This is a genomic window from Burkholderia sp. Z1, assembly GCF_014893795.1.
Lineage (GTDB): Bacteria > Pseudomonadota > Gammaproteobacteria > Burkholderiales > Burkholderiaceae > Burkholderia > Burkholderia theae.
In genome coordinates this window covers 2438389-2459353 of sequence record NZ_JACFYL010000002.1, presented here as the reverse complement: position 1 = coordinate 2459353, position 20965 = coordinate 2438389, and the positions used below count along the sequence as shown (strand labels likewise).

At 67.2% G+C, this 20965-nt stretch carries 21 protein-coding genes; 12 read left to right on the top strand and 9 right to left on the bottom strand.

Annotated features, from left to right (window positions below; all coding sequences use genetic code 11):
* Positions 1-167 precede the first annotated feature (167 nt).
* Positions 168-1139, top strand: a complete 972-nt coding sequence (locus H3H55_RS27955) for a phosphatase PAP2 family protein (protein ID WP_193101049.1) — start codon at positions 168-170, stop codon at positions 1137-1139.
* Between the two features lie 57 nt (positions 1140-1196).
* Positions 1197-1781 (top strand): hypothetical protein, encoded by a 585-nt coding sequence (locus tag H3H55_RS27950; protein WP_193101048.1) that lies wholly within the window; start codon positions 1197-1199, stop codon positions 1779-1781.
* Between the two features lie 17 nt (positions 1782-1798).
* Here the strand turns inward: H3H55_RS27950 and H3H55_RS27945 are convergent, their stop codons facing one another.
* Both H3H55_RS27945 and H3H55_RS27940 read right to left on the bottom strand, forming a co-directional pair.
* Complete coding sequence (locus tag H3H55_RS27945; RefSeq protein ID WP_193101047.1) at positions 1799-2512, bottom strand: riboflavin synthase subunit alpha; 714 nt, start codon at positions 2510-2512, stop codon at positions 1799-1801.
* 214 nt (positions 2513-2726) lie between these two features.
* Positions 2727-4589 (bottom strand): ABC transporter ATP-binding protein, encoded by a 1863-nt coding sequence (locus H3H55_RS27940; protein WP_193101046.1) that lies wholly within the window; start codon positions 4587-4589, stop codon positions 2727-2729.
* Positions 4590-5046: 457 nt separating this feature from the next.
* Between H3H55_RS27940 and H3H55_RS27935 the strand changes: the two genes are divergently transcribed.
* Positions 5047-5928, top strand: a complete 882-nt coding sequence (locus H3H55_RS27935; RefSeq protein ID WP_193101045.1) for a Dyp-type peroxidase — start codon at positions 5047-5049, stop codon at positions 5926-5928.
* An 81-nt stretch (positions 5929-6009) separates the two neighbouring features.
* Here the strand turns inward: H3H55_RS27935 and H3H55_RS27930 are convergent, their stop codons facing one another.
* The 3 genes from H3H55_RS27930 to H3H55_RS27920 form a co-directional block, all read right to left on the bottom strand.
* The gene (locus H3H55_RS27930) at positions 6010-6411 is read right to left on the bottom strand and encodes an OsmC family protein (protein WP_193101044.1); all 402 of its coding nucleotides are present in this window, start codon (positions 6409-6411) and stop codon (positions 6010-6012) included.
* Between the two features lie 97 nt (positions 6412-6508).
* Positions 6509-7432 carry a LysR family transcriptional regulator gene (locus H3H55_RS27925; RefSeq protein WP_193101043.1) on the bottom strand — a complete coding sequence of 308 codons (924 nt, stop codon included), beginning with the start codon at positions 7430-7432 and terminating at the stop codon, positions 6509-6511.
* A gap of 35 nt (positions 7433-7467) precedes the next feature.
* Positions 7468-7629: a hypothetical protein gene (locus H3H55_RS27920; RefSeq protein WP_193101042.1), complete on the bottom strand. Its 162-nt coding sequence runs from the start codon at positions 7627-7629 to the stop codon at positions 7468-7470.
* 265 nt (positions 7630-7894) lie between these two features.
* On the opposite strand from H3H55_RS27920, the gene H3H55_RS27915 reads away from it, so the two are divergent.
* The 5 genes from H3H55_RS27915 to H3H55_RS27895 all read left to right on the top strand — a co-directional run bounded on the left by H3H55_RS27915 (position 7895) and on the right by H3H55_RS27895 (position 13200).
* Entirely contained in the window at positions 7895-8959 is a 1065-nt protein-coding gene (locus H3H55_RS27915; RefSeq protein ID WP_193101041.1) for a helix-turn-helix domain-containing protein, read from the top strand.
* A complete protein-coding gene (locus H3H55_RS27910; protein WP_193101040.1) occupies positions 8908-10224 on the top strand; it encodes an Nramp family divalent metal transporter in 1317 nt (438 codons plus the stop codon). The genes H3H55_RS27915 and H3H55_RS27910 overlap by 52 nt, the downstream gene beginning before the upstream one ends.
* A gap of 81 nt (positions 10225-10305) precedes the next feature.
* Positions 10306-10896, top strand: coding sequence for a phosphatase PAP2 family protein (locus tag H3H55_RS27905; protein WP_048250172.1), 591 nt, complete (start codon positions 10306-10308; stop codon positions 10894-10896).
* Between the two features lie 461 nt (positions 10897-11357).
* Positions 11358-12146, top strand: a complete 789-nt coding sequence (locus tag H3H55_RS27900; protein ID WP_193101039.1) for an SDR family oxidoreductase — start codon at positions 11358-11360, stop codon at positions 12144-12146.
* Between the two features lie 37 nt (positions 12147-12183).
* The gene (locus tag H3H55_RS27895) at positions 12184-13200 is read left to right on the top strand and encodes an NADP-dependent oxidoreductase (protein WP_193101038.1); all 1017 of its coding nucleotides are present in this window, start codon (positions 12184-12186) and stop codon (positions 13198-13200) included.
* 309 nt (positions 13201-13509) lie between these two features.
* Here the strand turns inward: H3H55_RS27895 and H3H55_RS27890 are convergent, their stop codons facing one another.
* The 4 genes from H3H55_RS27890 to H3H55_RS27875 form a co-directional block, all read right to left on the bottom strand.
* Positions 13510-14565, bottom strand: coding sequence for an AI-2E family transporter (locus tag H3H55_RS27890; RefSeq protein WP_048250175.1), 1056 nt, complete (start codon positions 14563-14565; stop codon positions 13510-13512).
* 236 nt (positions 14566-14801) lie between these two features.
* Positions 14802-15386 (bottom strand): YSC84-related protein, encoded by a 585-nt coding sequence (locus H3H55_RS27885; protein WP_048250176.1) that lies wholly within the window; start codon positions 15384-15386, stop codon positions 14802-14804.
* A 76-nt stretch (positions 15387-15462) separates the two neighbouring features.
* Positions 15463-15849, bottom strand: coding sequence for a DUF883 family protein (locus tag H3H55_RS27880; protein WP_175776084.1), 387 nt, complete (start codon positions 15847-15849; stop codon positions 15463-15465).
* Positions 15850-16133: 284 nt separating this feature from the next.
* Complete coding sequence (locus H3H55_RS27875; protein ID WP_193101037.1) at positions 16134-17981, bottom strand: ExeM/NucH family extracellular endonuclease; 1848 nt, start codon at positions 17979-17981, stop codon at positions 16134-16136.
* A gap of 207 nt (positions 17982-18188) precedes the next feature.
* Between H3H55_RS27875 and H3H55_RS27870 the strand changes: the two genes are divergently transcribed.
* The 4 genes from H3H55_RS27870 to H3H55_RS27855 all read left to right on the top strand — a co-directional run bounded on the left by H3H55_RS27870 (position 18189) and on the right by H3H55_RS27855 (position 20816).
* Positions 18189-18542 carry a YciI family protein gene (locus tag H3H55_RS27870; RefSeq protein ID WP_034185206.1) on the top strand — a complete coding sequence of 118 codons (354 nt, stop codon included), beginning with the start codon at positions 18189-18191 and terminating at the stop codon, positions 18540-18542.
* 125 nt (positions 18543-18667) lie between these two features.
* The gene (locus H3H55_RS27865) at positions 18668-19090 is read left to right on the top strand and encodes a YciI family protein (RefSeq protein ID WP_193101036.1); all 423 of its coding nucleotides are present in this window, start codon (positions 18668-18670) and stop codon (positions 19088-19090) included.
* A gap of 44 nt (positions 19091-19134) precedes the next feature.
* The gene (locus H3H55_RS27860; protein WP_048250180.1) at positions 19135-19551 is read left to right on the top strand and encodes a VOC family protein; all 417 of its coding nucleotides are present in this window, start codon (positions 19135-19137) and stop codon (positions 19549-19551) included.
* The gene (locus H3H55_RS27855; RefSeq protein WP_193101035.1) at positions 19548-20816 is read left to right on the top strand and encodes an RNA polymerase sigma factor; all 1269 of its coding nucleotides are present in this window, start codon (positions 19548-19550) and stop codon (positions 20814-20816) included. The genes H3H55_RS27860 and H3H55_RS27855 overlap by 4 nt, the downstream gene beginning before the upstream one ends.
* Positions 20817-20965 lie beyond the last annotated feature (149 nt).

Below are 20965 nucleotides of genomic sequence, written 5' to 3'. Positions count from 1 at the left end.
TTGGCGGGAAATACGGCGGGTGTCGTGGGTGTTCGGTCGGGTTGAGGGGTTCGACACGATCACCTGTATCGCCGACAATCCCGCACGCATCGCCAGAAAATGCATTGGACCCTCTGCCGGTATTGGCTCGTCCCGGCGGGATCGACACAGAAAAATGAGAATGACGTATGTCGAAAAATAGCCAGAAAATTTACTTGGCCGCGTGGTTGGTGACCGTCCTGCTGATACTCGTCGACCTGATCTGGGCGTACCGCGTCGATTTTCGAATCGAAAAGGGCAGCCTGGTGCAAAGTGCGCGAATGCTTTCGGTTGTCTTTGCTGTTGCCCTGGCGTTCTGGCTGATTTCGCGCATACCGTACAAGGTGCCCGCCAGAAAGGCGTTCTATGAAAATGTCGCGCATTCACTTCAATGGATCGCGGTTCTGGCCGTGTTCACGCATGTCGCGCTGGTCTTTCAATACCTGTGCGTCACGACCAACTTCCCGCTCGTGGGCGACGCCCTGGTGGCGGTTGACGCCGCACTCGGATTTCACTGGCTGGAAACGTATCGCTGGGTGACGATGCATCACTGGATGCACGCCGTCCTTGGGCTCGCGTATGTGTCCGGCGATGTGCAACTCCTCGCCATCCCCGTCATTCTTGCGATTACTTCGAACTCGCGGGACTACGCCGAGTTCGTCGTGCAATTCATCGTCTCGGTCATCGTGTCGATTCTGATCTCTGTCTTTCTTCCGGCCGAGAGCGCATTCCTGCATTTCAATATTCAAGACCCCGGTACCGTCTCGACCGTATCCGACTTTGCGCGGTTGCGAAGCGGAGCAGCCCGGGAAGTGATATTCGCATCGGCCCAGGGGCTCATTTCCTTCCCGTCGCTGCACGTCATGCTTGCGCTGAGCTTTGCCTATTCGCTGCGCCATGTCCGGTTTGTGTTCCCGATCGGGATTGCACTGAATGCGCTGATGATCGTTTCGACGCCGACGCAGGGCGGGCATTACCTGTCCGACGTGTTGTCGGGGTTGGTCATCGGTGTACTGGTGATCTATGTTGTCCGAATCTGGTTCGCTGGCGGGCGTGCGCCGGGTGTCGCAGCGCCGAACCCGGGTGTTCGGGACGGGCGCAAAGGGTTGACGCATTCCTGACATGACGGAATACGTTCTTCGTACACAAGGTGCCGAAAACCGGGCGACGGACATCCGATGACACTCGACGATTTCCTGACCGAAGCGCATCGCCTTGCCAGGCCATGCCGTCAATACCGTTTCGCGGATGACGGAGCACCCGTCACCGGATACTGGCACGGTGTCGACGCGGGCGCGTTGTGCGTGTCCGTCGAGCGCGATGGCACCTGGCTGAACGTGTATCTCGACGAGCACGGCGCGTCAGGCCGCGTGGAGACTTCCGCGCAACCCGTTCCTTCCGAACACCCGCTGTGCCGCTCCGACGCGACCTCGCTGCCGCCGATCGAAGCGGTGTTCCGCTTCGGCTCGGCTGCGATCGACGCCTACCTGAGCGCATACGGGTGGCAACGCGACTGGGGATTCAACGATAACTTCAAGGGCCTCGCGGCGCACGACTACGCGCGCGAATGGATGAGGCAATGCCCGCTCTATACGACCGGCGTGGTCGCCGTCGCGGGCGGGTGGCACGTTCCCTGGCCCGACGACGACTGGGACGACCTGATCGGCCTCGATCTCGTCCTCTGGACGTTCGAGGAATCGGAACCGTGGGTCGAGGTGTTTTCCGACGGCAGCCGGTACTCGGTGATCCAGCGGATCACCTAGCCAACCGGCATCCGTTGTTACTTCTTCGGCAGGCGCGCGACATGGCGAGCCAGCAGTTCCTCGATATCGACGCCTTTTTCGGCCAGCAACGTCGTGACGATGCCGGTCAGTTCGCCGAGCGTTTCCTTGACCGATTCCCGGATCGTATCGACGACGACCTGGGTGCTGCGCTCGATCTCGATGTTGACCTTGTCGTTGACGCCCTTCGCGTCGAAGGTCGTCGCGCGCCGCGTTTCGGGAATCAGCCAGATCTCGAACCAGCCTTCTTCGCGATTGACGTCCGACACGGTGAGGCTGCAGCCGTTGATCGCGATATAGCCCTTCGCAAACACGTAACGCTTGAACTCGGCCGGCACGCCGATGCGGATCATCCGGTTGTGCTCGGACGTCGCGATGTGCAGGATGGTGCCCGGGAAGTCGACATGGCCGGACAGCGGATGCCCGCCGATTTCCGCGCCGTCCTTCGCGGCCCGTTCCACGTTGATCCGTGCGCCGGTCGACAGGTCGGCCAGCGTGGTGATTTTCAGGCTCGGCAACATCACGTCGAAGTCGATCAGCTCCGGCGAATGGATCGTCGTCACCGTCAGGCAGACGCCGTCGACCGAGACGCTGGCGCCGATCTCGATGTCGTCGGTAAACCGCTCGGGGAATTCGATGCTGAAAGTGCGCAGCTCCCCGTGATCCTTGATGGCCTTGATGGCGCCTACGCCCTGGACAATTCCTGTAAACATGATCGATCCCTCGTCGCAAATTTCCTGGCCGACATGATAAGTGATCCCGGAAAAAACGACTCAGCGCCGCGCGGTGGCGGGGCAGCCGGCGATATCCGCAGACGAGAAAAAGGCCGTGCACGTGGCACGGCCTCGATCCGAATCCGGTCGGGTCGACACGGCCCGGCCCGGCGGTGATGACCCCACCGCCGGGCCGCATCGCGACCCGCCTGCATCACGCCTCGGCCGGTTCGCCCAGTGGCCCGGCGTCATCGTCCGCGGTGCGCCGCGGCGAATCGGCGAGCCCCTTCGCGAGCTCCAGCGCCTGCCGCTCGAACAGCCGGCGGTAGATGCCGCCGTCGATACGGATCAGCGCGTCGTGACTGCCTTCCTCGATCACCTTGCCGCGATCGAGCACGAGCAGCCGGTCGAGCGCGCGCACGGTCGACAGCCGGTGCGCGACCACGAGCGTCGTGCGGCCGACCATCAGCCGTTCCATCGCCTGCTGGATCAGCAGCTCGCTTTCGCTGTCGAGGCTCGACGTCGCTTCGTCGAGGATCAGGATCGGCGCATCGGCGAGGAACGCGCGCGCGATCGCGACGCGCTGGCGCTCGCCGCCCGACAGCTTGATCCCGCGTTCGCCGACGAGCGTGTCATAACCGTCCGGCAGCGCGACGATGAAGTCGTGTGCGCTGGCGAGACGTGCGGCGCGCTCGATGTCCGCGCGGCTCGCGTCGGGGCGTGCATACGCGATGTTCTCCGCGAGCGTGCGGTGGAACAGCACGGGCTCCTGCTGGACGATCGCGATCTGGCCGCGCAGCGAATCCTGCCGCACGCGGGCGATGTCCTGCCCGTCGATCGTGATGCGGCCGCCCGACACGTCGTACAGGCGCTGGATCAGCTTGATGAACGTCGTCTTGCCCGACCCCGAGTGGCCGACGAGGCCCACGCGTTCGCCGGGCGCGATCCGCATCGAGAAGTCGTCGTACAGCGGCACCGGATGGTTGCCGTAGCGGAACGTCACGTGCTCGAAGCGGATCTCGCCTTGCCCGATCCGGATCGCCGGTGCGTCGGGACGATCATCGATGCCGAGCGGCTGGCGCTCGAGCGCGACGAGCTCTTCCATGTCGTTCACCGAACGCTGCAGGTTGCGGATGTGCATGCCGACGTCGCGCAGGTAACCCTGCAGCATGAAGAACATCGTCAGCGCGAACGCGATGTCGCCGACGCTCGCCTCGTTGTTCGCCCACAGCCGCAGCGCGACGCCGATCATCGCGGCCTGCATCGCGACGAGCATCGCGCCCTGCAACCCGCCGTTGAACGTGCCGCGCACCCACGTGCGGCGCGTGCGCTGGCGCCACTTGCCGATCACGCGTGCGAGCCGCGCTTCCTCGCGCGTTTCCGCACCGAATGCCTTGACGACCGCGTTGCAGCTCACGGCGTCGGCGAGCGCGCCGCCCATGCGCGTATCCCACAGGTTGCCGAGCCGCGCGGCCGGCGCGACGATGCCGAGCGACACGGCGACCGTCACCGAGATGTACAGCAGCGAGCCCACGCCGACGACGAGCCCCATCACGGGCCAGTGCGTGCCAAGCAGCACGGTTGCGCCGACCAGCATCGTGACCGACGGCAGCAGCGCGATCAGCACGGTGTCGTTCAGCAGGTCGAGCGCCCAGATGCCGCGCGTGATCTTGCGCACGGTCGAACCCGCGAAGCTGTTCGCGTGCCAGTCGGTCGAGAAGCGCTGCACGCGGTGGAACGACGCGGCGGCGATCTCGCTCATCATCTTCAGCGTGAGCGTGATGATGTTCAGGTAGACGCCTTGCCGCAGCAGCGTCGCGCCGATGCCGAGCGCGGCGAGCGTGCCGAACGCGGTGATGGCGGAATGCCACGCGGCGGCGCGGTCGGTCAGGCCGGTCGACAGCGCGTCGACGAGGCGGCCGGCGAACAGCGGCGTGAGCACGTCGGCGAGCGCGGCGAGCAGCGCGAACGCCGCGACCGTGGCGATGCGGGCCGGCTGCTGGCGCCAGTAGCGGAAGGTGAAGCCGAAGACGGCCTGGAATGCATGGCCGCCCAGTTGGGTGGTTTTTCTGGTCATGTATCGTTGCCCGGCGCATCGCGCGACGGGACTTTCCGGTTCGGAGAACGTCGAAAACGCAACAGCCGGAGCCGCGCGGAAAACGCGGGCGGAACGAAACGGGCTGTCGGGAAAAAGCGCGGCTGACGGGTTAGCGGAAAACTCGGGAGCCGGCGCGGACGGCGGGCTGGATCAGCTACGCCGTGGGACCACGTTCGGGAAGGTTGCTGGCATTCGGAACATCTGCACCTCCCCTGAAGTGAACGGTTGAAAGGACGCCGAAAAGACGTGTAAAGATTCTATCAGTACTGTCCGGCGCGCTGCAACGTCCGACGAATGCGGCGTTGCGGCGTCGATACGGTTAGTATTCAGGGTTTCGGCCCTGCTTTCGCGGGCTGTCCGCGGCGCGGCCCCGGCATGACGAGCGGCGCGCGACGCGGCCCTCGCAGATTCACCACGAACCATTCCTGAGGAAACGATGAGCGACGTTCAGCAAGGCATCCTGGCTCCGATCGATACGGCGGCCCGATACCTCACTTTCACGATTTCGAATGACGGCAATGTGGCGGCGGCGCTCGCCGCGTTGCGCGAGATCGTCGACGGGCGCGACACGGTCGTCGGTTTCGGACAGGCGCTGGCGGCGCACCTCGGGCGCCCGGTTCCGGGCCTGACCGACTACCCGGCGTTCGCGGTGAAGGACCGCACGCTGCCGGCGACGCCGGCCGACGTGTGGGTCTGGCTGCGCGCCGACGATCGCGGCGAGATCGTGCTGCGTGCGCGGGCGATCGAACGCGCGCTGGCGCCGGCGTTCGCGCTGCAGGACACCGTCGACGGCTTCCGCTATTCGAACGATCGCGACCTGTCCGGCTACGAGGACGGCACCGAGAACCCGACTGGCGACGACGCGCTCGACGCGGCGATCGTGACGGGGCAGGGCGCGGGGCTCGACGGCGCGAGTTTCGTCGCGGTGCAGCAGTGGCTGCACGACTTCGACCAGATGGAGCGCATCCCGTCCGGCGACATGGACAACATCATCGGGCGCCGCCGTTCGGACAACGAGGAACTCGACGACGCGCCCGAGTTCGCGCACGTGAAGCGCACCGCGCAGGAAAGCTTCGAGCCCGAGGCGTTCATGCTGCGCCGTTCGTCGCCGTGGTCGGACGCGCGCCGCGCGGGCCTGTACTTTGTCGCGTTCGGCTGCTCGTTCCGCGCGTTCGATGTGCAGATGCGCCGGATGAGCGGCGCGGAAGACGGCATCGTCGACGGCCTGTTCCGTTTCACGCGGCCGCTGACGGGCGCGTATTTCTGGTGTCCGCCGATGAAGGGCGGCAAGCTGGATCTGTCGGCGCTCGGGCTGTAAGCGCCTGACTGCATCGAAGGACGGGCGGGCCGCGCATCGTGCGCGGCCCGCCCGTTTTGTTTTGCGCGTGGCGATCGCGCGTCAGTTCAACGTCGTCTCGATCCGCGTGCCGCGCTTGATGAACTGCGTGACCGGCGTCTTCTCGCAGATCTCCGCGAGGCGCTGGCGTTGCGCGTCGTCGAGCGGGCCGTCGAGCGTCACGACGCGGCGCACGTATTGCACGCCTTCGCGATCGGCATGCAGCTCGGTGCGCACGTCGATGCGCGCGGTCGGCCACGACTTGCGCTGCATATACATGCGCAGCGTCGCGGCCGTGCATTGCGCGAGGCCGGCGAGCACGAACTCGTACGGCGCCGGCCCGCGGTCCTGGCCGCCTTCGTGTGGGCCTTCGTCGCCGGTCAGCGCGTGCGTGCCGGCCTGCAACTGGACGACGTAGTCGGGCGCGTCGGCATCGAGGACGGCAGCGGCATGGATGAGCGACATGGCAAGTCTCCGGTAAGCGGGAAGAAGGCGGCAGGCGCTGCGTGGCAGTGCAAAGCCGTCAGCATAGCGTTTCGCCCGGAACGGCGTCCGTAGCGTGCTACGCGTCGGCGGCGCCGGCGCTGCTGCGCACGAGCGCGGCGATGCGTTCACGCACCCACTGGTGCGCGCGGTCGGTATCGCGCGATTCGTGCCAGTACGCGAGGAGCGGGAACGGCTTGAGCCGCAGCGGCAGCGGCCGCACGACGATCGGCAGCAGCGCGACCATCCGCAACGCATAGGTGTGCGGCAACGTGACCAGCAGGTCGCCGGTCGCCGCGATCTGGCACGCGGCGAAATAGTGCTGGCAGGTGAGCCGGATATCGCGGAAGCGTCCATCGCTGCCGAGCAGCACGTCGAGCGATTGCGGTTCGCCGAACGACGACACCGCGATATGCTGCGCCGCGAAATAATCGCCGCGCCGCAGCGCGTCGCGCGCGAGCGGATGATCGCGGCGCAGCGCGACGACGAGCGAATCGTCGAGCAGGTGTTCGGTGGCAATGCGCGGGCCCGTCTGCACGCGACGATCGACGACGAGATCGAGATTGCCCGATGCGAGTTCGCGCTCGATGTCGGGCACCGCGATGCGGCGGCTCACGAGCCGCAGGCCCGGCGCTTCGTCGGCGAACGCGGCGACGATCCGCGGCAGCGCGATCGATTCGAGCACGTCGCGAATGCCCACCGCGATGCTCAGGTCGAGCGTCGCGGGATCGAATGCCGACGGGTCGCGCGCGGTGCCCTGCAGGCCGTTCAGGTGCAGCTGCACGTCCGCGATGATCGAGCGCGTGCGCTCGGTCGGCACGACACGGTTGCCCTGGCGCACGAACAGCGGATCGTCGAAATGCGCGCGCAGCCGGTTGAGCGCGTGCGTGACGGCCGGCTGCGTGAGATGCAGCGCACGGGCGGCCGCGCCGATGCCGCCGTGCACGTAGACGGCGTCGAGCACGCGAAACAGGTTCAGGTCGAGACGGTGGTCGGCGGGCACGGGGTGCGGGCGGGGTGGTCAACGGTGGATCGATTCTAAAGGATGCGCAGGCAACGGATGCGCGGGCTTTCGTGCACGGCGATCGATGGCGTTCGCTGCATGTCGATGCCGTTCGAACCGATACGCGCTGCAACACAATGCGGCCCGTGATAAATGATGGCCGCAACAATCGGCCGCATAGAGAAGCGTGATTCCATGGCGGCATACCAGCGGCCGGTGGCAGCCTGTAGTAATCCGCCATCATGCTGTCCCCGTCGGCCATTTCGCGCCAAAGGCGTGACCCGTTCGGCTAAGATGCCGTCGCTTCATATTTCGGGATAGCCGTCCTGTCGCACGCATTCAAACCAAATATAAGCCTGACAGTTCGACGGTATTAGAAGAAGTCGAAACAAGTCGGGGGCTTGGCCAGTGAATGCAGCAGATCAGAGGTGGGTCGTTATCTATTTGAGTACGGGGTTTTCGTTGGCCCAGGCCGCGCGTCTTGGCGAGGCTTTCAATCTGGCGAATCGTTTGCATGCGTTCAGTGCGGATTACCAGTTGAAGTACGTATCCGAAAGCGGGGGACTGTTGCAGTCGTCGTCCGGCGTGAGAATCGCCGCCGATCCGCTCGGCGACGAGCACAGTCGCCGTGCGCTCGCGTTCTTTCATCTTCACGGCGACCGCGCGGCCGTCAACTGGGATGCTGCATTGCAGCGGCGCCTGACCGACATTCGTCATCATGCGCGCTGGATCGTCGACGCGATGGACTTGCCCGCGCTCGCGGCCACGCAGCGGCCGTCGGCGGCGATCGACATGCGGCCCGGCCGGGCCGGGCGCCGTGCCGCCACGACGATCGAACTGGAGGCCGGCGAAACCGACGTGTTCGCCGCCGCGCTCGACATGTTCCGCGACGATCTCGGCGACAGCGCCGCGCGGGAGATCGCCAGCAACATGCTGCGGCCGGTCGAGCAGCGTTATGCGCAGTCGATGTGGGCGTTCCGCGAACTGAGCGCGAGCCCGTCGATCCGGATGTCGGCGCAGCGGTTGCGCGCGCAGAGCGTGAACCGCATCTCGATCGCGAACGCCGCGCAGGCCGCCGCGATGAGCGAGCGCAATTTCCTGCGGCGCTTCAAGAAGGAGATCGGCGTCACGCCGACCGAGTTCGTCCAGCATGTGCGGCTCGAGCGCGCGTGCCACATGCTGATCCATACGACGCTGCCGGCCGACAAGGTCGCGCGTCGCACGGGGTTCGGCAGCGGCGAGCGGCTCGCGAAGCTGTTTCGCCAGCGCCTGCTGATGTCGCCGACCGAATTTCGCGTCGCCGAGCGGGACAAGATCCTCGCCCACGGCACCGCGTTGCACGATGCGGACGAGGGGCCCGCAGCCGCGTTTTGCGCGGGCGACGAGACGCGTTGCGTCGCATGCGCCGACGCGCGCGAGAAAACGGGACGGATACCCGTAAAATCGTCGTGTCGCGATCCCGATCCCCTGTTTACATGCCCTTCCTCCCCACTACCGCCACTGCCCCTTTCTGCCCGTCGGAAGTAAAGGGCAGCATCACGATCGACGCCGGCGCGCCGCGCTGGCAGAAGCTCAAGCGTTTCTTCGGCCCCGGCCTGCTCGTGGCGATCGGCTACATGGATCCCGGCAACTGGGCGACCGACATCCAGGCCGGCTCGCAGTTCGGCTATTCGCTGCTGTGGGTCGTCGCGTTCTCGAGCCTCGCGGCGATCTTCCTGCAGATGCTCGCGGCGCGGCTCGGCCTCGTCGCGGGCAAGGATCTCGCGCAGGCCAGCTACGACCGCTACGGCCGGCTCGGCCGGATCGTGCAGTGGGTCACCGCCGAAGTGTCGATCATCGCGTGCGACATCGCGGAAGTGCTCGGCTGCGCGCTCGCGTTCAAGCTGCTGCTCGGCGTGCCGCTCGCGTGGGGGATCGTGCTGACCGCGCTCGACACGTTGATCGTGCTCGGGCTGCAGGGCAAGGGCTTCCGGCAGATCGAGGCGATCGTGCTCGCGCTGATCGCGACGATGGCGTTCTGCTTCGTCGCGCAGGTCGCGCTCACGCCGCCCGACTGGCATGCGGTGGTCGGCGGCCTCGTGCCCGGCGATCCGGGCCACGACCGCAAGGACGCGATCGTGCTCGCGCTCGGCATCGTCGGCGCGACGATCATGCCGCACAACCTGTATCTGCATTCGTCGGTCGTGCAGACGCGGCATGTGGTCGGCGGCGCGCGCGGCGTGGTCCGCGATACGCTCGCGCTCGTGCGCATCGATACCTTCGTGTCGCTGTTCGTCGCGATGCTCGTCAATGCGGCGATCCTGATCGTCGCGGGCGCGGCGTTTCACGAGACGGGCCAGCACAACGTGACCGACATCGAACAGGCCTACAAGCTGATTACGCCGATCGCCGGTGGCGCGGCCGCGCTGCTGTTCGGCATCGCACTGCTCGCGTCGGGGCAGAGCTCGACGCTGACCGGCACGATCGCCGGCCAGGTGATCATGGACGGCTTCCTGCATACGAAGATCCCGTGCTACCAGCGCCGGCTGATCACGCGCGGGCTCGCGCTCGTGCCGGCGCTGATCGGCGTGCTGTGGCTCGGCGACGGCTCGGTCGGGCAGTTGCTCGTCTGGAGCCAGGTGCTGCTGAGCCTGCAGCTGCCGTTTGCGATGTGGCCGCTGATCCGGTCGGTCAGCGATCGCAACACGATGGGCGCGCACGCGATCGGCCGCGGGATGCAGGTTGCCGCGTGGGCGCTGTTCGCCGTCATCACCGGTACGAACCTGCTTTTGATTACCGGTGTCGCGGGCTGATACAGCCTGAAACAGGCTGACACAGACGCACGGCGCGCATACGGTAAACTGCGGCCTTTCGATAGCCGTCCGAAGTCCGTTATGTGGAGTGACATCAGCAACATCGGCGATGCCGCGCTGACCTTGCCGATCGCGCTGACGTGTGCGGCGTGGCTGGCGCTGACCGACTGGCGCCTCGCGGTCCGCTGGAGCGTGCTGCTTGCCGCGGGCATGGGCCTGGTCGGTGCAACGAAGATCCTGTATGCCGGGTGCGGCATCGAACTCCCGCAATTCGATTTCCGCGTGATCAGCGGCCATACGATGCTGTCGACGTCCGTGTGGACGGTCGCGCTGTCGATGCTGTGGCAGGCGTTCCGGCCGGGGAAGGCGCCCGGCATCGCGGCCGGGCTGGCCGTCGGCGCGATCACGGCGGTGGCGCGCGTGTTCGATCACTCGCACACGATTCCCGAAGTCGTCGTCGGCTGGATGCTCGGCGCGCTGGTCGCGCTGGTGTTCCTGCGCGGCTACGACGGTGCGCGCCAGCGCGCGTTCTCGCCGCGCGTCGCGGCGGTCTGCCTGCTGCTCGTGTCGGGCATCGCGTACGGGCACCGTGCGCCGTTCCAGCAAATGATCGACACGCATTCGCCGCAGCTCTGCGCGTTCGTGCGCGCGCCATCGGGCGACGGATTCTGACGGTTGTTGGTTTCGGCGGCGGGGATTCCTGCGCCGCTGTGTGGTTGCTTGCGATCGCCCGGCAATGGCCCGATTCCTCTTTCCGAGCGCTTCCTTTCGGTCGCGGAACGCAACGTTCGTTATCCCCCTGAATCACACAACCGGCTGATCGGCAGGATCGGCCGCGCCGGCTTGCGCGCTGGCGTTGGCGCGCGAAGGTCATGAACATAATCTATGACCGGGCATAACGAATATTCATTTCATCGATTGGCGGCATTCGCGTACGCTGGCTGTCGTTCGACTGGGGGCCGGCTGCCCGGCTTGCCCGGCGCGCGTCACGTTCGTCTCGATATACTTGCGGAAACCGTCAGGCACCTCGTCACGCCGAGGCGCCGTCAACCGGCATCTGTCAGCCGGGATACACACGGAAAACCCGTCGCGGCAGCGTTGCGCGACGACGATTCACGATAGGAGCAGGTTCCATGACAGTCGTTTCTTCGCGCCTCGCAGGCAAGTGCGCTTACATCACGGGTGCCGCGGGCGGCCTCGGCCGCGCGATCGCGCGGCGGATGGTCGAGCAGGGCGCACGCGTGTTCGTGACCGACATCGCCGAAGCGGCGGTGCTCGACGCATTCGCACAGGAACTCAACGCGGGTCACGCAACGCCGGTCGCGTTCGCCGCGACGCAGGACGTGCGCGACGAAGCGCGCTGGAAGGCGCTGCTCGCGCAGGCGACCGATGCGATGGGCGGGCTGTCGGTGCTCGTCAACAACGCGGGGGTCGGCTCGATCGGCTCGCCCGCGCAAATCGAGCTGGACGAATGGCGGCGCGTGATGGCGATCAACGTCGAGAGCATCGTGCTCGGCTGCAAGCATGCGCTGTCCTATCTGGCCGAGAGCCACCCCGCGTCGATCATCAACATCTCGTCGGTCGCTGCGTTCAAGGTCGAGCCGGATTTCACCGCGTACAACGCGTCGAAGGCGGCGGTCGCGTCGCTGACGAAGTCGGTCGCGATCGACTGCGCACGCCGCGAGATCGACGTGCGCTGCAACTCGATTCACCCGGCGTTCATCCGCACGGGGATCGTCGAGCCCCTGTTCCAGACGCTCGGCGAACGCGACGCAACGCGCAAGCTCGCCCGCGGCATTCCGCTGCGCCGGCTCGGCGAACCGGACGACGTCGCGCATGCGGCCGTGTATCTCGCATCCGACGAGAGCCGCTTCGTGACGGCCGCCGAACTCGTGATCGACGGCGGCATGTGCGCGGTCTGACGCGCATCCCGCACAACAACTACCGGAGGAGAACATCGTGTCGACACCCGTGAACCGCCAACTGCTGCTGAAGACGCGCCCGGAAGGGCGGGTCGGCCGCGAACATTTCTCGTTCGTCGAGACGCCGGTGCCGGCGCTCGCGGACGGCGAGGTGCTCGTGCGTGTGCAGTACCTGTCGATGGACCCGACCAACCGCGTGTGGATGAGCGACGTGCCGCAGTACCTGCCGCCCGTCGCGATCGGCGAGGTGATGCGCGCACTCGGCATCGGGCGCGTGGTCGCGTCGCGCCACGCGGGTTTCGCGGAAGGCGATCTCGTGCAGGGGCTCGTCGGCTGGCAGGACTACGCGGTTGTGCCGGCCGACCAGGTCGCGCAGCTCGTGAAGCTGCCCGCGCAGTCGGGCCTGCCGCTGCCGACGCTGCTCGGCGCGTGCGGGATGAGCGGGCTGACCGCGTACTACGGGCTGACCGACATCGCGCCGGTGCAGCCCGGCGAAACGCTGGTCGTGTCGGCGGCGGCCGGGTCGGTCGGCTCGATCGCCGGGCAGATCGGCAAGATCCACGGCGCGCGCGTGGTCGGTATCGCGGGCGGGGCGGACAAGTGCCGCTACCTGACCGAGACGCTCGGCTTCGACGCGGCCGTCGACTACAAGGCCGACGATTTCCGCCAGCAACTGAAGGCGGCGACGCCGGACGGCGTGCATGTGAACTTCGAGAACGTCGGCGGCGAGGTGATGCGCGCGGTGTTGTCGCGGATGGTGATCGGCGGGCGCGTCGCGCTGTGCGGCGTGATCTCGAACTACAACAGCGGGCGCGCGGCCGACGACGTCGGCGTGCTGATCTCGAAGCGGCTGACGATGCGCGGCTTCCTGATCCTCGACTACCGCAAGAGCCGCGAAGCCGTGCAGACGCTCGCGGGCTGGTTGCGCGACGGTCGGCTCAAGGCCGAGGAAACCGTGGCCGACGGTCTCGAAAACGCGCCCGACGTGCTGAATCGCCTGTTCGACGGCGATCATCGCGGCAAGCTCGTGCTGCGCGTCGATCCGGACGCGTGATCGGCCTGCGGCGCGGCGCGCGATGCCGGCCGCGGGTTGCGGTAAAGGGTTGTCGAACGCGGTGAGTTCGATCAAACGGGACTCGGTTTGGGACTTATCCCATATATTCCCGGCCTCTCTCCCTAAAGTGATCGCCAGCAAAAAGGCGGCGTGACAGATGCGTCACGCCGCTTTTTTTCTGGTCACGCGGCAGAGGAGAGGGAACGTGCGGAGCAATGCGAAGCGGGCAGCATCGGCTGCGATGCGCAAGCTTCCGCGCGTGTGCGGACCGCCGGCAGCCGAGTGCGTGGCACGCGGCCACGCGGGGTGTCATTCGACTTGTTCGGCGCGCGCGTAGATGTCCCAGCTCGCCATGAACAGGGCGGCGACGAGCGGCCCGATCACGAAGCCGTTGATGCCGAACAGCGCCATCCCGCCGAGCGTCGAGATCAGCACGACCCAGTCGGGCATCTTCGTGTCCTTGCCGACGAGGATCGGGCGCAGCAGGTTGTCGACGAGGCCGATCACGCCGACGCAGAACGCGACGAGGATCGCGCATTTCCAGATCTCGCCGGTCGCCAGGAAGTAGAGCGCAGCCGGTATCCACACGAGGCTCGCGCCGATCGCGGGCAGCAGCGACAGGAACGCCATCAGCGCGCCCCACAGCACGACGCCCTGGATGCCGAGGATCCAGAAGATCAGCCCGCCGAGCGCGCCCTGCACGAGCGCGACCGCGATGTTGCCTTTCACGGTCGCGCGCACGACCGTCGTGAACTTCGCGAGCAGCAGGTTCTTGTGCTCTTCGTCGAGCGGCAGCGCGCGGCGCACGCGGCGGCCGATCTCGCCGCCGTCGCGCAGCAGGAAGAACACCATGTACAGCATCACGCCGAAGCTGACGATGAACTGGAACGTGTTCTGGCCGATGCTGAATGCCTGGGCCGCCGCGAACTGGCTGATCTGCGCGGCGCCGTCGGCCAGCTTCTTCTGGATGCCGGGGATGTTGGTCAGCCCGTATTTCGCGAGCAGGCGCTGGATCGAGGTCGGCAGCGCGTGGATGATGTCCTGGAAGTACTGCGCATAGTTCGGCTGCGCGGTCTTGAGTTCCTGGTAGACGTACGCGATTTCCTGGACGAGCGTGCCGGCGACGAACACGAGCGGCAGGATCACGATCAGGATGATCAGCGTCATCGTCACGAGCGCGGCCAGGTTGCGTCGCTTGCCGAAACGCGCGGCGAGCCAGCGCTGCACCGGCTGGAACAGGATCGCGAGAATGGTGCCCCAGAACACGGCGCCGGAGAACGGCGCGAGAATCCCGCACATGCCGACGGTGACCGCGAACAGCAGGAAATAGAAGAACTTTTGGTGGTCGTGATGTCCGCTATCCATGGGTGGCATTCGCGCAGATTGATGCTTGGTTTGATTGAATCTCGTTGCCCGGGGCACGATCGGCTCGCGAACGTCACGGGTTCGCGGTGAAACGCATCGCAGGGGCGGCCCAACCGGAGTATGCCCGCAAAGGTGCCGCCATCATAGCCGCTGCGCGTGACCCATGCGAAAACGCCGCGGCCGGGGCCGCGGCGCTGCCGGGAAGCGGGCACGGCCTGAGGCCGCGCGCCGCGTCGTCAGATATCGAGCCGGGTGACCTTGGTGCCGTTCACCGACAGGTCGCCCATCAGGCCCGCGTTGGTCAGAACCAGCACCTCGACCGGCGCGGTGGCCGTGGTGGTATCGACCGCGCCGTTCGCACCGACCTTCACGACCGCAACCGATGCGTCGGCGCCGGCGGCCCAGCCGTCCGACTTGCGGAACGAGTCGAGTGCATCCTGCGTCATGAACAGGAACACGATCGCCTTCGACTGCGCGCCGGCCTGCAGGCCGACCGACAGCGACGACGTGTTGTAGTAGCCGACGGTGCTGCCGCCGACGCGCAGCGCGCCGTTGCCGGACTGGCCACCGACGATGAAGCCGGCCTGCAGCACGTTCGGGAACACGAGCACGCCGCGCGATTTCCCGACGAGCTCACGCGAACCCGGCACCGTCGAATAGAGGCGCGACAGCGTTGCGTTCACGCTGGCGTCGATCGACTGGCGCTTCGACGCGCTGGTCGACGCGTTTTCGGGTTTGTCGGGCGTGGTCGTGCAGCCGGCGAGCGCGAGGCTGCCGAGCATCACGGCGGCGGCGGCTTTCATGGCGAGAGATTTCTGCATGGCGATTCTCCTTCGTTGTCTGATTGAGGACGGACAGGGCGGGCAGCGGGGCGGGCAGCAGGGCGGCCGGCGCCGTTCAACGGCGAGAAAGGAGCAGGCCCGCAACGAACGCGAGGCCCGCGACGACACCGGCGGTTTGCCACGGGTTGTCGTGCACGGCCTGCGACACGCGTTCGGCCGAATCGCGCAGCCGGGCGGCCGCGCTGCCCGACGCGTGGTCGAGCGTGCTGCGCGCTTCATCGAGCCGGGACTGCACGCGCTTGCGCAGCGCGGCGATATCGCCGTCGCCATCGTTTTTCAGCAGGTCTTCCAGTTCGTCGACCAGTCCGCGCAGATCGTCGGTCACGTCGGCGTGCAGGTCACGAGCGGCCGACCGTGTCGTGCGGCCCACGCGCCGGCCGGTGCGCCGGATGTCGGACAGGCCCCGGTCCAGCTTGTGTTCGATCGAGTCGGTGAGTGCCATGGTGTTTATCCTCCTTCGATTCAAGGCTAATTTGAAGATAAGACGAATCCCAGCAACTAGTGTGATTCACTTGATCCGATTGAGTTTCGAGACAAATTTTCAATTTGTCGGCAGGATCGCCGCGAAGCCCCGTCGTGCGGGGCGGCGCAGCGGTTGAAAAAATTTCGCAATTGGGCGAGTCGGCGTATCGGGCAGCGATACGAAATGAATGCCCGGTAAATATGGCGTCGCCAGGGGCATCAGGTAAATAGTGCCGTTGCATGCGTTGTGCTGATGCAAATGCACTAGTCCACGCTGTTTCGCGGACCGCGGTTCGCGCCCGAGGCCGGCCCGGTGCCGCTGTCGTCAAGTGCGATATCGACGATGACGGGATCGTGGTCCGACGAGCGGTACGCGTCGGGTGCGTAGTAGGACGACCGTTGCGCGGGTGTCTTGTAATCGGGCACGGATTGCAGTGCAACCGGTTCGTCGGCGTTGATGTGCCAGATGTGCACGGCTTTCACGCGCGCGGCGAGCGTCGAGGTGGCAAGCGCGTGGTCGAGGTTGCCGGCTTCGCCGCGAAATACGTAGCTGTACGCAGCATCGCCGACGAAGCGGGTTACCAGGTTTGCGTAACCGTGCGATTCGAATGCGCGGACCGGATCTTCCTTCGCATAGCTGTTCAGGTCGCCGATCAGCAGCACGCCGTCGGCTGCGACACCCGTCGGCGACGCGGCGAGCCAGTCGGCAATGCGCGTGGCGGCCCGCGTGCGTGCCGCATTCCAGCAGCCCTGGCCGTCGGACTGGTCGAGGTCGGCGCCGGTCGCGTGCGGGCAGTTCTTCGACTTCAGGTGATTGACCGCGACGGTGAACGCGCGCGTGCCGTCGATGCGTCGGAAGGTCTGCGCGAGCGGCGGGCGGTGGCGGCGGCCGAGCGAGACCGTGGCGGCGCGCCCGACCGGCTCGACTGTGCGGCTGTCGTACAGCAGCGCGACCGCGATCGCGTCGCGGCCAAGCCGCGCGGTGCCGGGATCGACCGCGCGCCAGCCGTCGCCGAGTTGCGCGGCGAGACGCCGCACGGCGCTCGCGTTGCCGTAGCTGTTGTTCTCGATTTCCATCAGCCCGATCACGTCGGCGCGCAGCGCACGCAACGCGGCGACGATCTTCGCTTCCTGCCGCACGAACACGGCGTGCGTTTTCGCGCCGCGGTTGGTCGGCGCGTCGAATCCGCCGCCCTGGCCGTCGCCGTTGAAATAGTTGAAGACGTTGAAGGACGCGACGCGCACATCGGCGTCTGGATGCCGGCCCGGCGCATCGGTACGCGGATTCGCGGTGGCGTCGAACACCGGCGCCGCGCCGGCTGCCGGTTGCAGTCGCCACGTGTCGTAGCGCAGTTCGAGCACGCCTTCGACGCCGCGCACCGTGTAGCCCGCGCGCAGCGTGTTGGCGGCGCTCAACGCGGGCGACGGATAACGGACCGTCGCGGGATCGCGGCGGTTCGAGCCGTCGTCGAGCACGATGCGGTTGAGCGCGTTGGCCGCCGCATATGCAGCGGCTTCGGCCGGCGGCGCGACCTGGGTCGGGATGCGCAGCCGGCCGTTGCTGAGCACGACGCTGCCGTAGCGGCCGAGTTCGTGGGTATCGCTGACCGTCAGCGTTTGCGGCAGGCGCACCCGCATGCCTTCGTGCGCGGCCAGCACGGCCGGGGTGGCGACCGGCAGCGTGAGCGTCGCCGGCGTGACCGTCTGCCCGCGTGCGCAGACGGCGATGCCGCCCGACAGCACGAGCTGCGTGCGGCCGTATCGGTCGTCGACCCTGCCCGTGAGATGCACGAGATCGCCGGCGTTCGCACGCACCTTCGGCGCGTACACGAACAGGCCTTCCGGGACACCCGGCCGGTGCCGGCGTTGCGCGTCGGCCTGCTGGACGAAGAAACCGCCAAGGCCGTCGGCGCCGCCGAACGCCGCGGTGACGACCGCCTCGATCGAGGTCGTTTGCCCGGCCATCGGCGACGGGCCGCGGGCGCTGCGGAGGTCGGCGATGGCCGTGGTCGCGCCGCCGCAGCCGGTGCTGACCGGCAGCGCCGCCGCGGCCGGCAGGAAGGAGAGGGCAAGCGATAGCGCAACGGCAAGCGACGGAAGCAGGTGTGACATGGGACGGTCCACTGGAAGAAAATCCGACAGTTCGGGAACGCATCTTGACGGCAAAATGTCAGGAAGCGGCCGAATTGGCCGTCCGGCCAGTGCTGGATGGCTAACGATGCAGGCAGGCCCTGCCGCGGCTGTTACGCTTTCGCATCGGGTGTCGCACGCCGATCGCGCAGTGAACGCTGCTGCACCCCGTCCCCACAGGAGAAGCCCATGTCTTACATGCTGTTGATTGTCGAACCGACCGACCAGCGCGCCGAACGCACGCTCGACGAAGGGCAGGCGCTGTACGCGCGGATGGTCGATTTCGCCGAGACGCTGAAGGCGCGCGGCGTGCTGCGCGGCGTCGAGTCGCTGGAGCGCTCCGAGCGCGGCACGCGCGTGCAGGTGCGCGACGGCGAGACGCGCCTGCTCGACGGCCCGTTCGCGGAAGCCAAGGAGATGGTCGGCGGCTTCTTCCTCGTCGACGTCGACACGCGCGAAGAAGCGATCGAGATCGCGCGCCAGTGCCCGGCCGCGCAATGGTGCACGGTCGAGGTGCGCGCGGTCGGCCCATGCTTCCTGTGAATGCCGTGACTCGGTATTTACCCTGATGCGTAGCGGCGCGTGTCGATTCGGCCGGGTGCCGCCCGTCGTCAGGATAAGGCGCCGATGAACGGACGCCTCCTGCCACCGAAGACAAGGAGTGAACGATGCGATTCATGATCATGATCCGGGCGAACGCCGTCAGCGAATCCGACGCGTTGCCGGACAACCGGCTGGTCGAGGCCATGACCGTCTATCACGAGGAACTGGCCAACGCCGGCGTGCTGCTCGACGCGAACGGGCTGCGGCCGAGCGCGCGCGGCTGGCGCGTGCGCTACACGGGCGGCAAGGGCGCGGTGATCGACGGCCCGTTCGCCGAAACGAAGGAGCTGATCGCCGGCTATACGCTGATCCAGGTGCGTTCGCGCGACGAGGCGCTCGAATGGACGCGCCGGTTCCCCGCGCCGTTCGGCGCCGAGATGGATTGCGAGATCGAGGTGCGGCCGCTGTTCGAGCTCGACGACCTCACGCCGAGCGACGCGGTCGAGCGGTTCCGCGAACTCCACGTCGGCCGCGGCAACGCCGCCTGAATTTCCGCCTGAAGCCTGAATCCATTCCTACCGGAGCACCCGTCATGCACAAAATGGTTTTCATCAACCTGCCCGTGACCGACCTGCCGCGCTCGAAGGCGTTCTACCAGGGGCTCGGCTTCGAGGTCGTACCGGCCTATACGAACGACCAGGCCGCCTGCATCCGCATCAGCGACACGATCTTCGCGATGCTGCTCGTGCGGCCGTTTTTCCAGACCTTCACCGACAAGACCATCGTCGATCCGGCGACGCACGTGCAGGCGTTGTCGTGCCTGTCGTGCGAAAGCCGTGCCGAAGTCGACGAAGTCGTCGCGAAGGCGCGCGCGGCCGGCGGGTCCACGCCGCGTCCGCCGCTGGAGTACCCGGGCATGTACGGCCACGGGTTCGCCGATCCGGACGGCCACACGTGGGAGCTGATGTACATGGAGCAGGACGCGACCGCGCAGGGGCACGCGTCGTGACGCGTGAGGCGACGCATCGTGCGATCGAAGCGGTCTGGCGGATCGAGGCGCCGAAAATCATCGCGCGCGCCGCGCGCGTGGTGCGCGACGTCGGCGTGGCCGAGGAACTGGCGCAGGACACGCTCGTCGCGGCGCTCGAGCACTGGCCCGTCGACGGTGTGCCCGACAACCCGGCCGCGTGGCTGATGACGGCCGTGAAGCGTCGCGCGCTCGACCGCGTCCGGCAGGAGTCACTCCATGCGGCGAAGCGCGACCAGCTTGGCCACGAAATGGACGCGCTCGAAGCGCATGTCGTTCCCGATATCGCCGATGCACTCGCCGACGCGAGCGACGACGACATTGGCGACGACCTGCTGCGGCTGATCTTCACGTCGTGCCACCCGGTGCTGTCGACCGATGCGCGGGTCGCGCTGACGCTGCGGCTGCTCGGCGGGTTGACGACGGGCGAGATCGCGCGCGCGTACCTGACGCCCGAGCCGACGATCGCGCAGCGGATCGTGCGCGCGAAGCGCACGCTCGCGGCGGCGCGCGTGCCGTTCGAGGTGCCGGCCGCCGATGCGCGGCCCGCGCGGCTCGCATCGGTGCTCGAAGTGATCTACCTGGTGTTCAACGAAGGTTATGCGGCCACCGCGGGCGACGACTGGACGCGTCCGGCGCTGTGCGACGAGGCGTTGCGGCTCGGCCGCGTGCTGGCCGGGCTCGCGCCGGACGAGAGTGAAGTGCTCGGGCTCGTCGCGCTGATGGAGCTGCAGGCGTCGCGCATGCATGCGCGCACCGATGCGCAGGGCCGGCCCGTGCTGCTGCTCGACCAGGACCGCAGCCGCTGGGATCCGCTGCTGATCCGGCGCGGGCTCGCGGCGCTCGAACGGGCGACGAAGCTCGGCGGCGTGCGCGGGCCGTATGCGCTGCAGGCTGCGCTAGCCGCCTGCCATGCGCGCGCGCGGCAGCCGTCGGACACGAACTGGGCGCAGATCGTCGCGCTGTACGACGCGCTCGCCGAAGTCGCGCCGTCGCCCGTCGTCGAGCTGAATCGCGCGGTGGCCGTGGGCATGGCGTTCGGGCCGGCCGCGGCGCTCGAACTCGTCGACGCGTTGCGCGACGATCCCGCGCTCGTGCGCTATCACTGGCTGCCGAGCGTGCGCGGCGACCTGCTGGCGAAGCTCGGCCGCGCCGACGAGGCCAAGACCGAGTTCCGCCGCGCGGCGGAACTGACGCGCAACGAACGCGAACGCGAATTGCTGCTCAGGCGCGCGACGGATGCGTGACGCATGAGCTGCGCGTGAGCGCGGCGCACCGCGCGCCGAACCCGCCTTCCCGACGATTCCAGCACCCGGCACTATCACCAGCATTGAAAAAGCCTATTGGGGGATGCGAACGCGAGCGCCTAGATTAAAGAGCGCGATGCGCGCGCCCC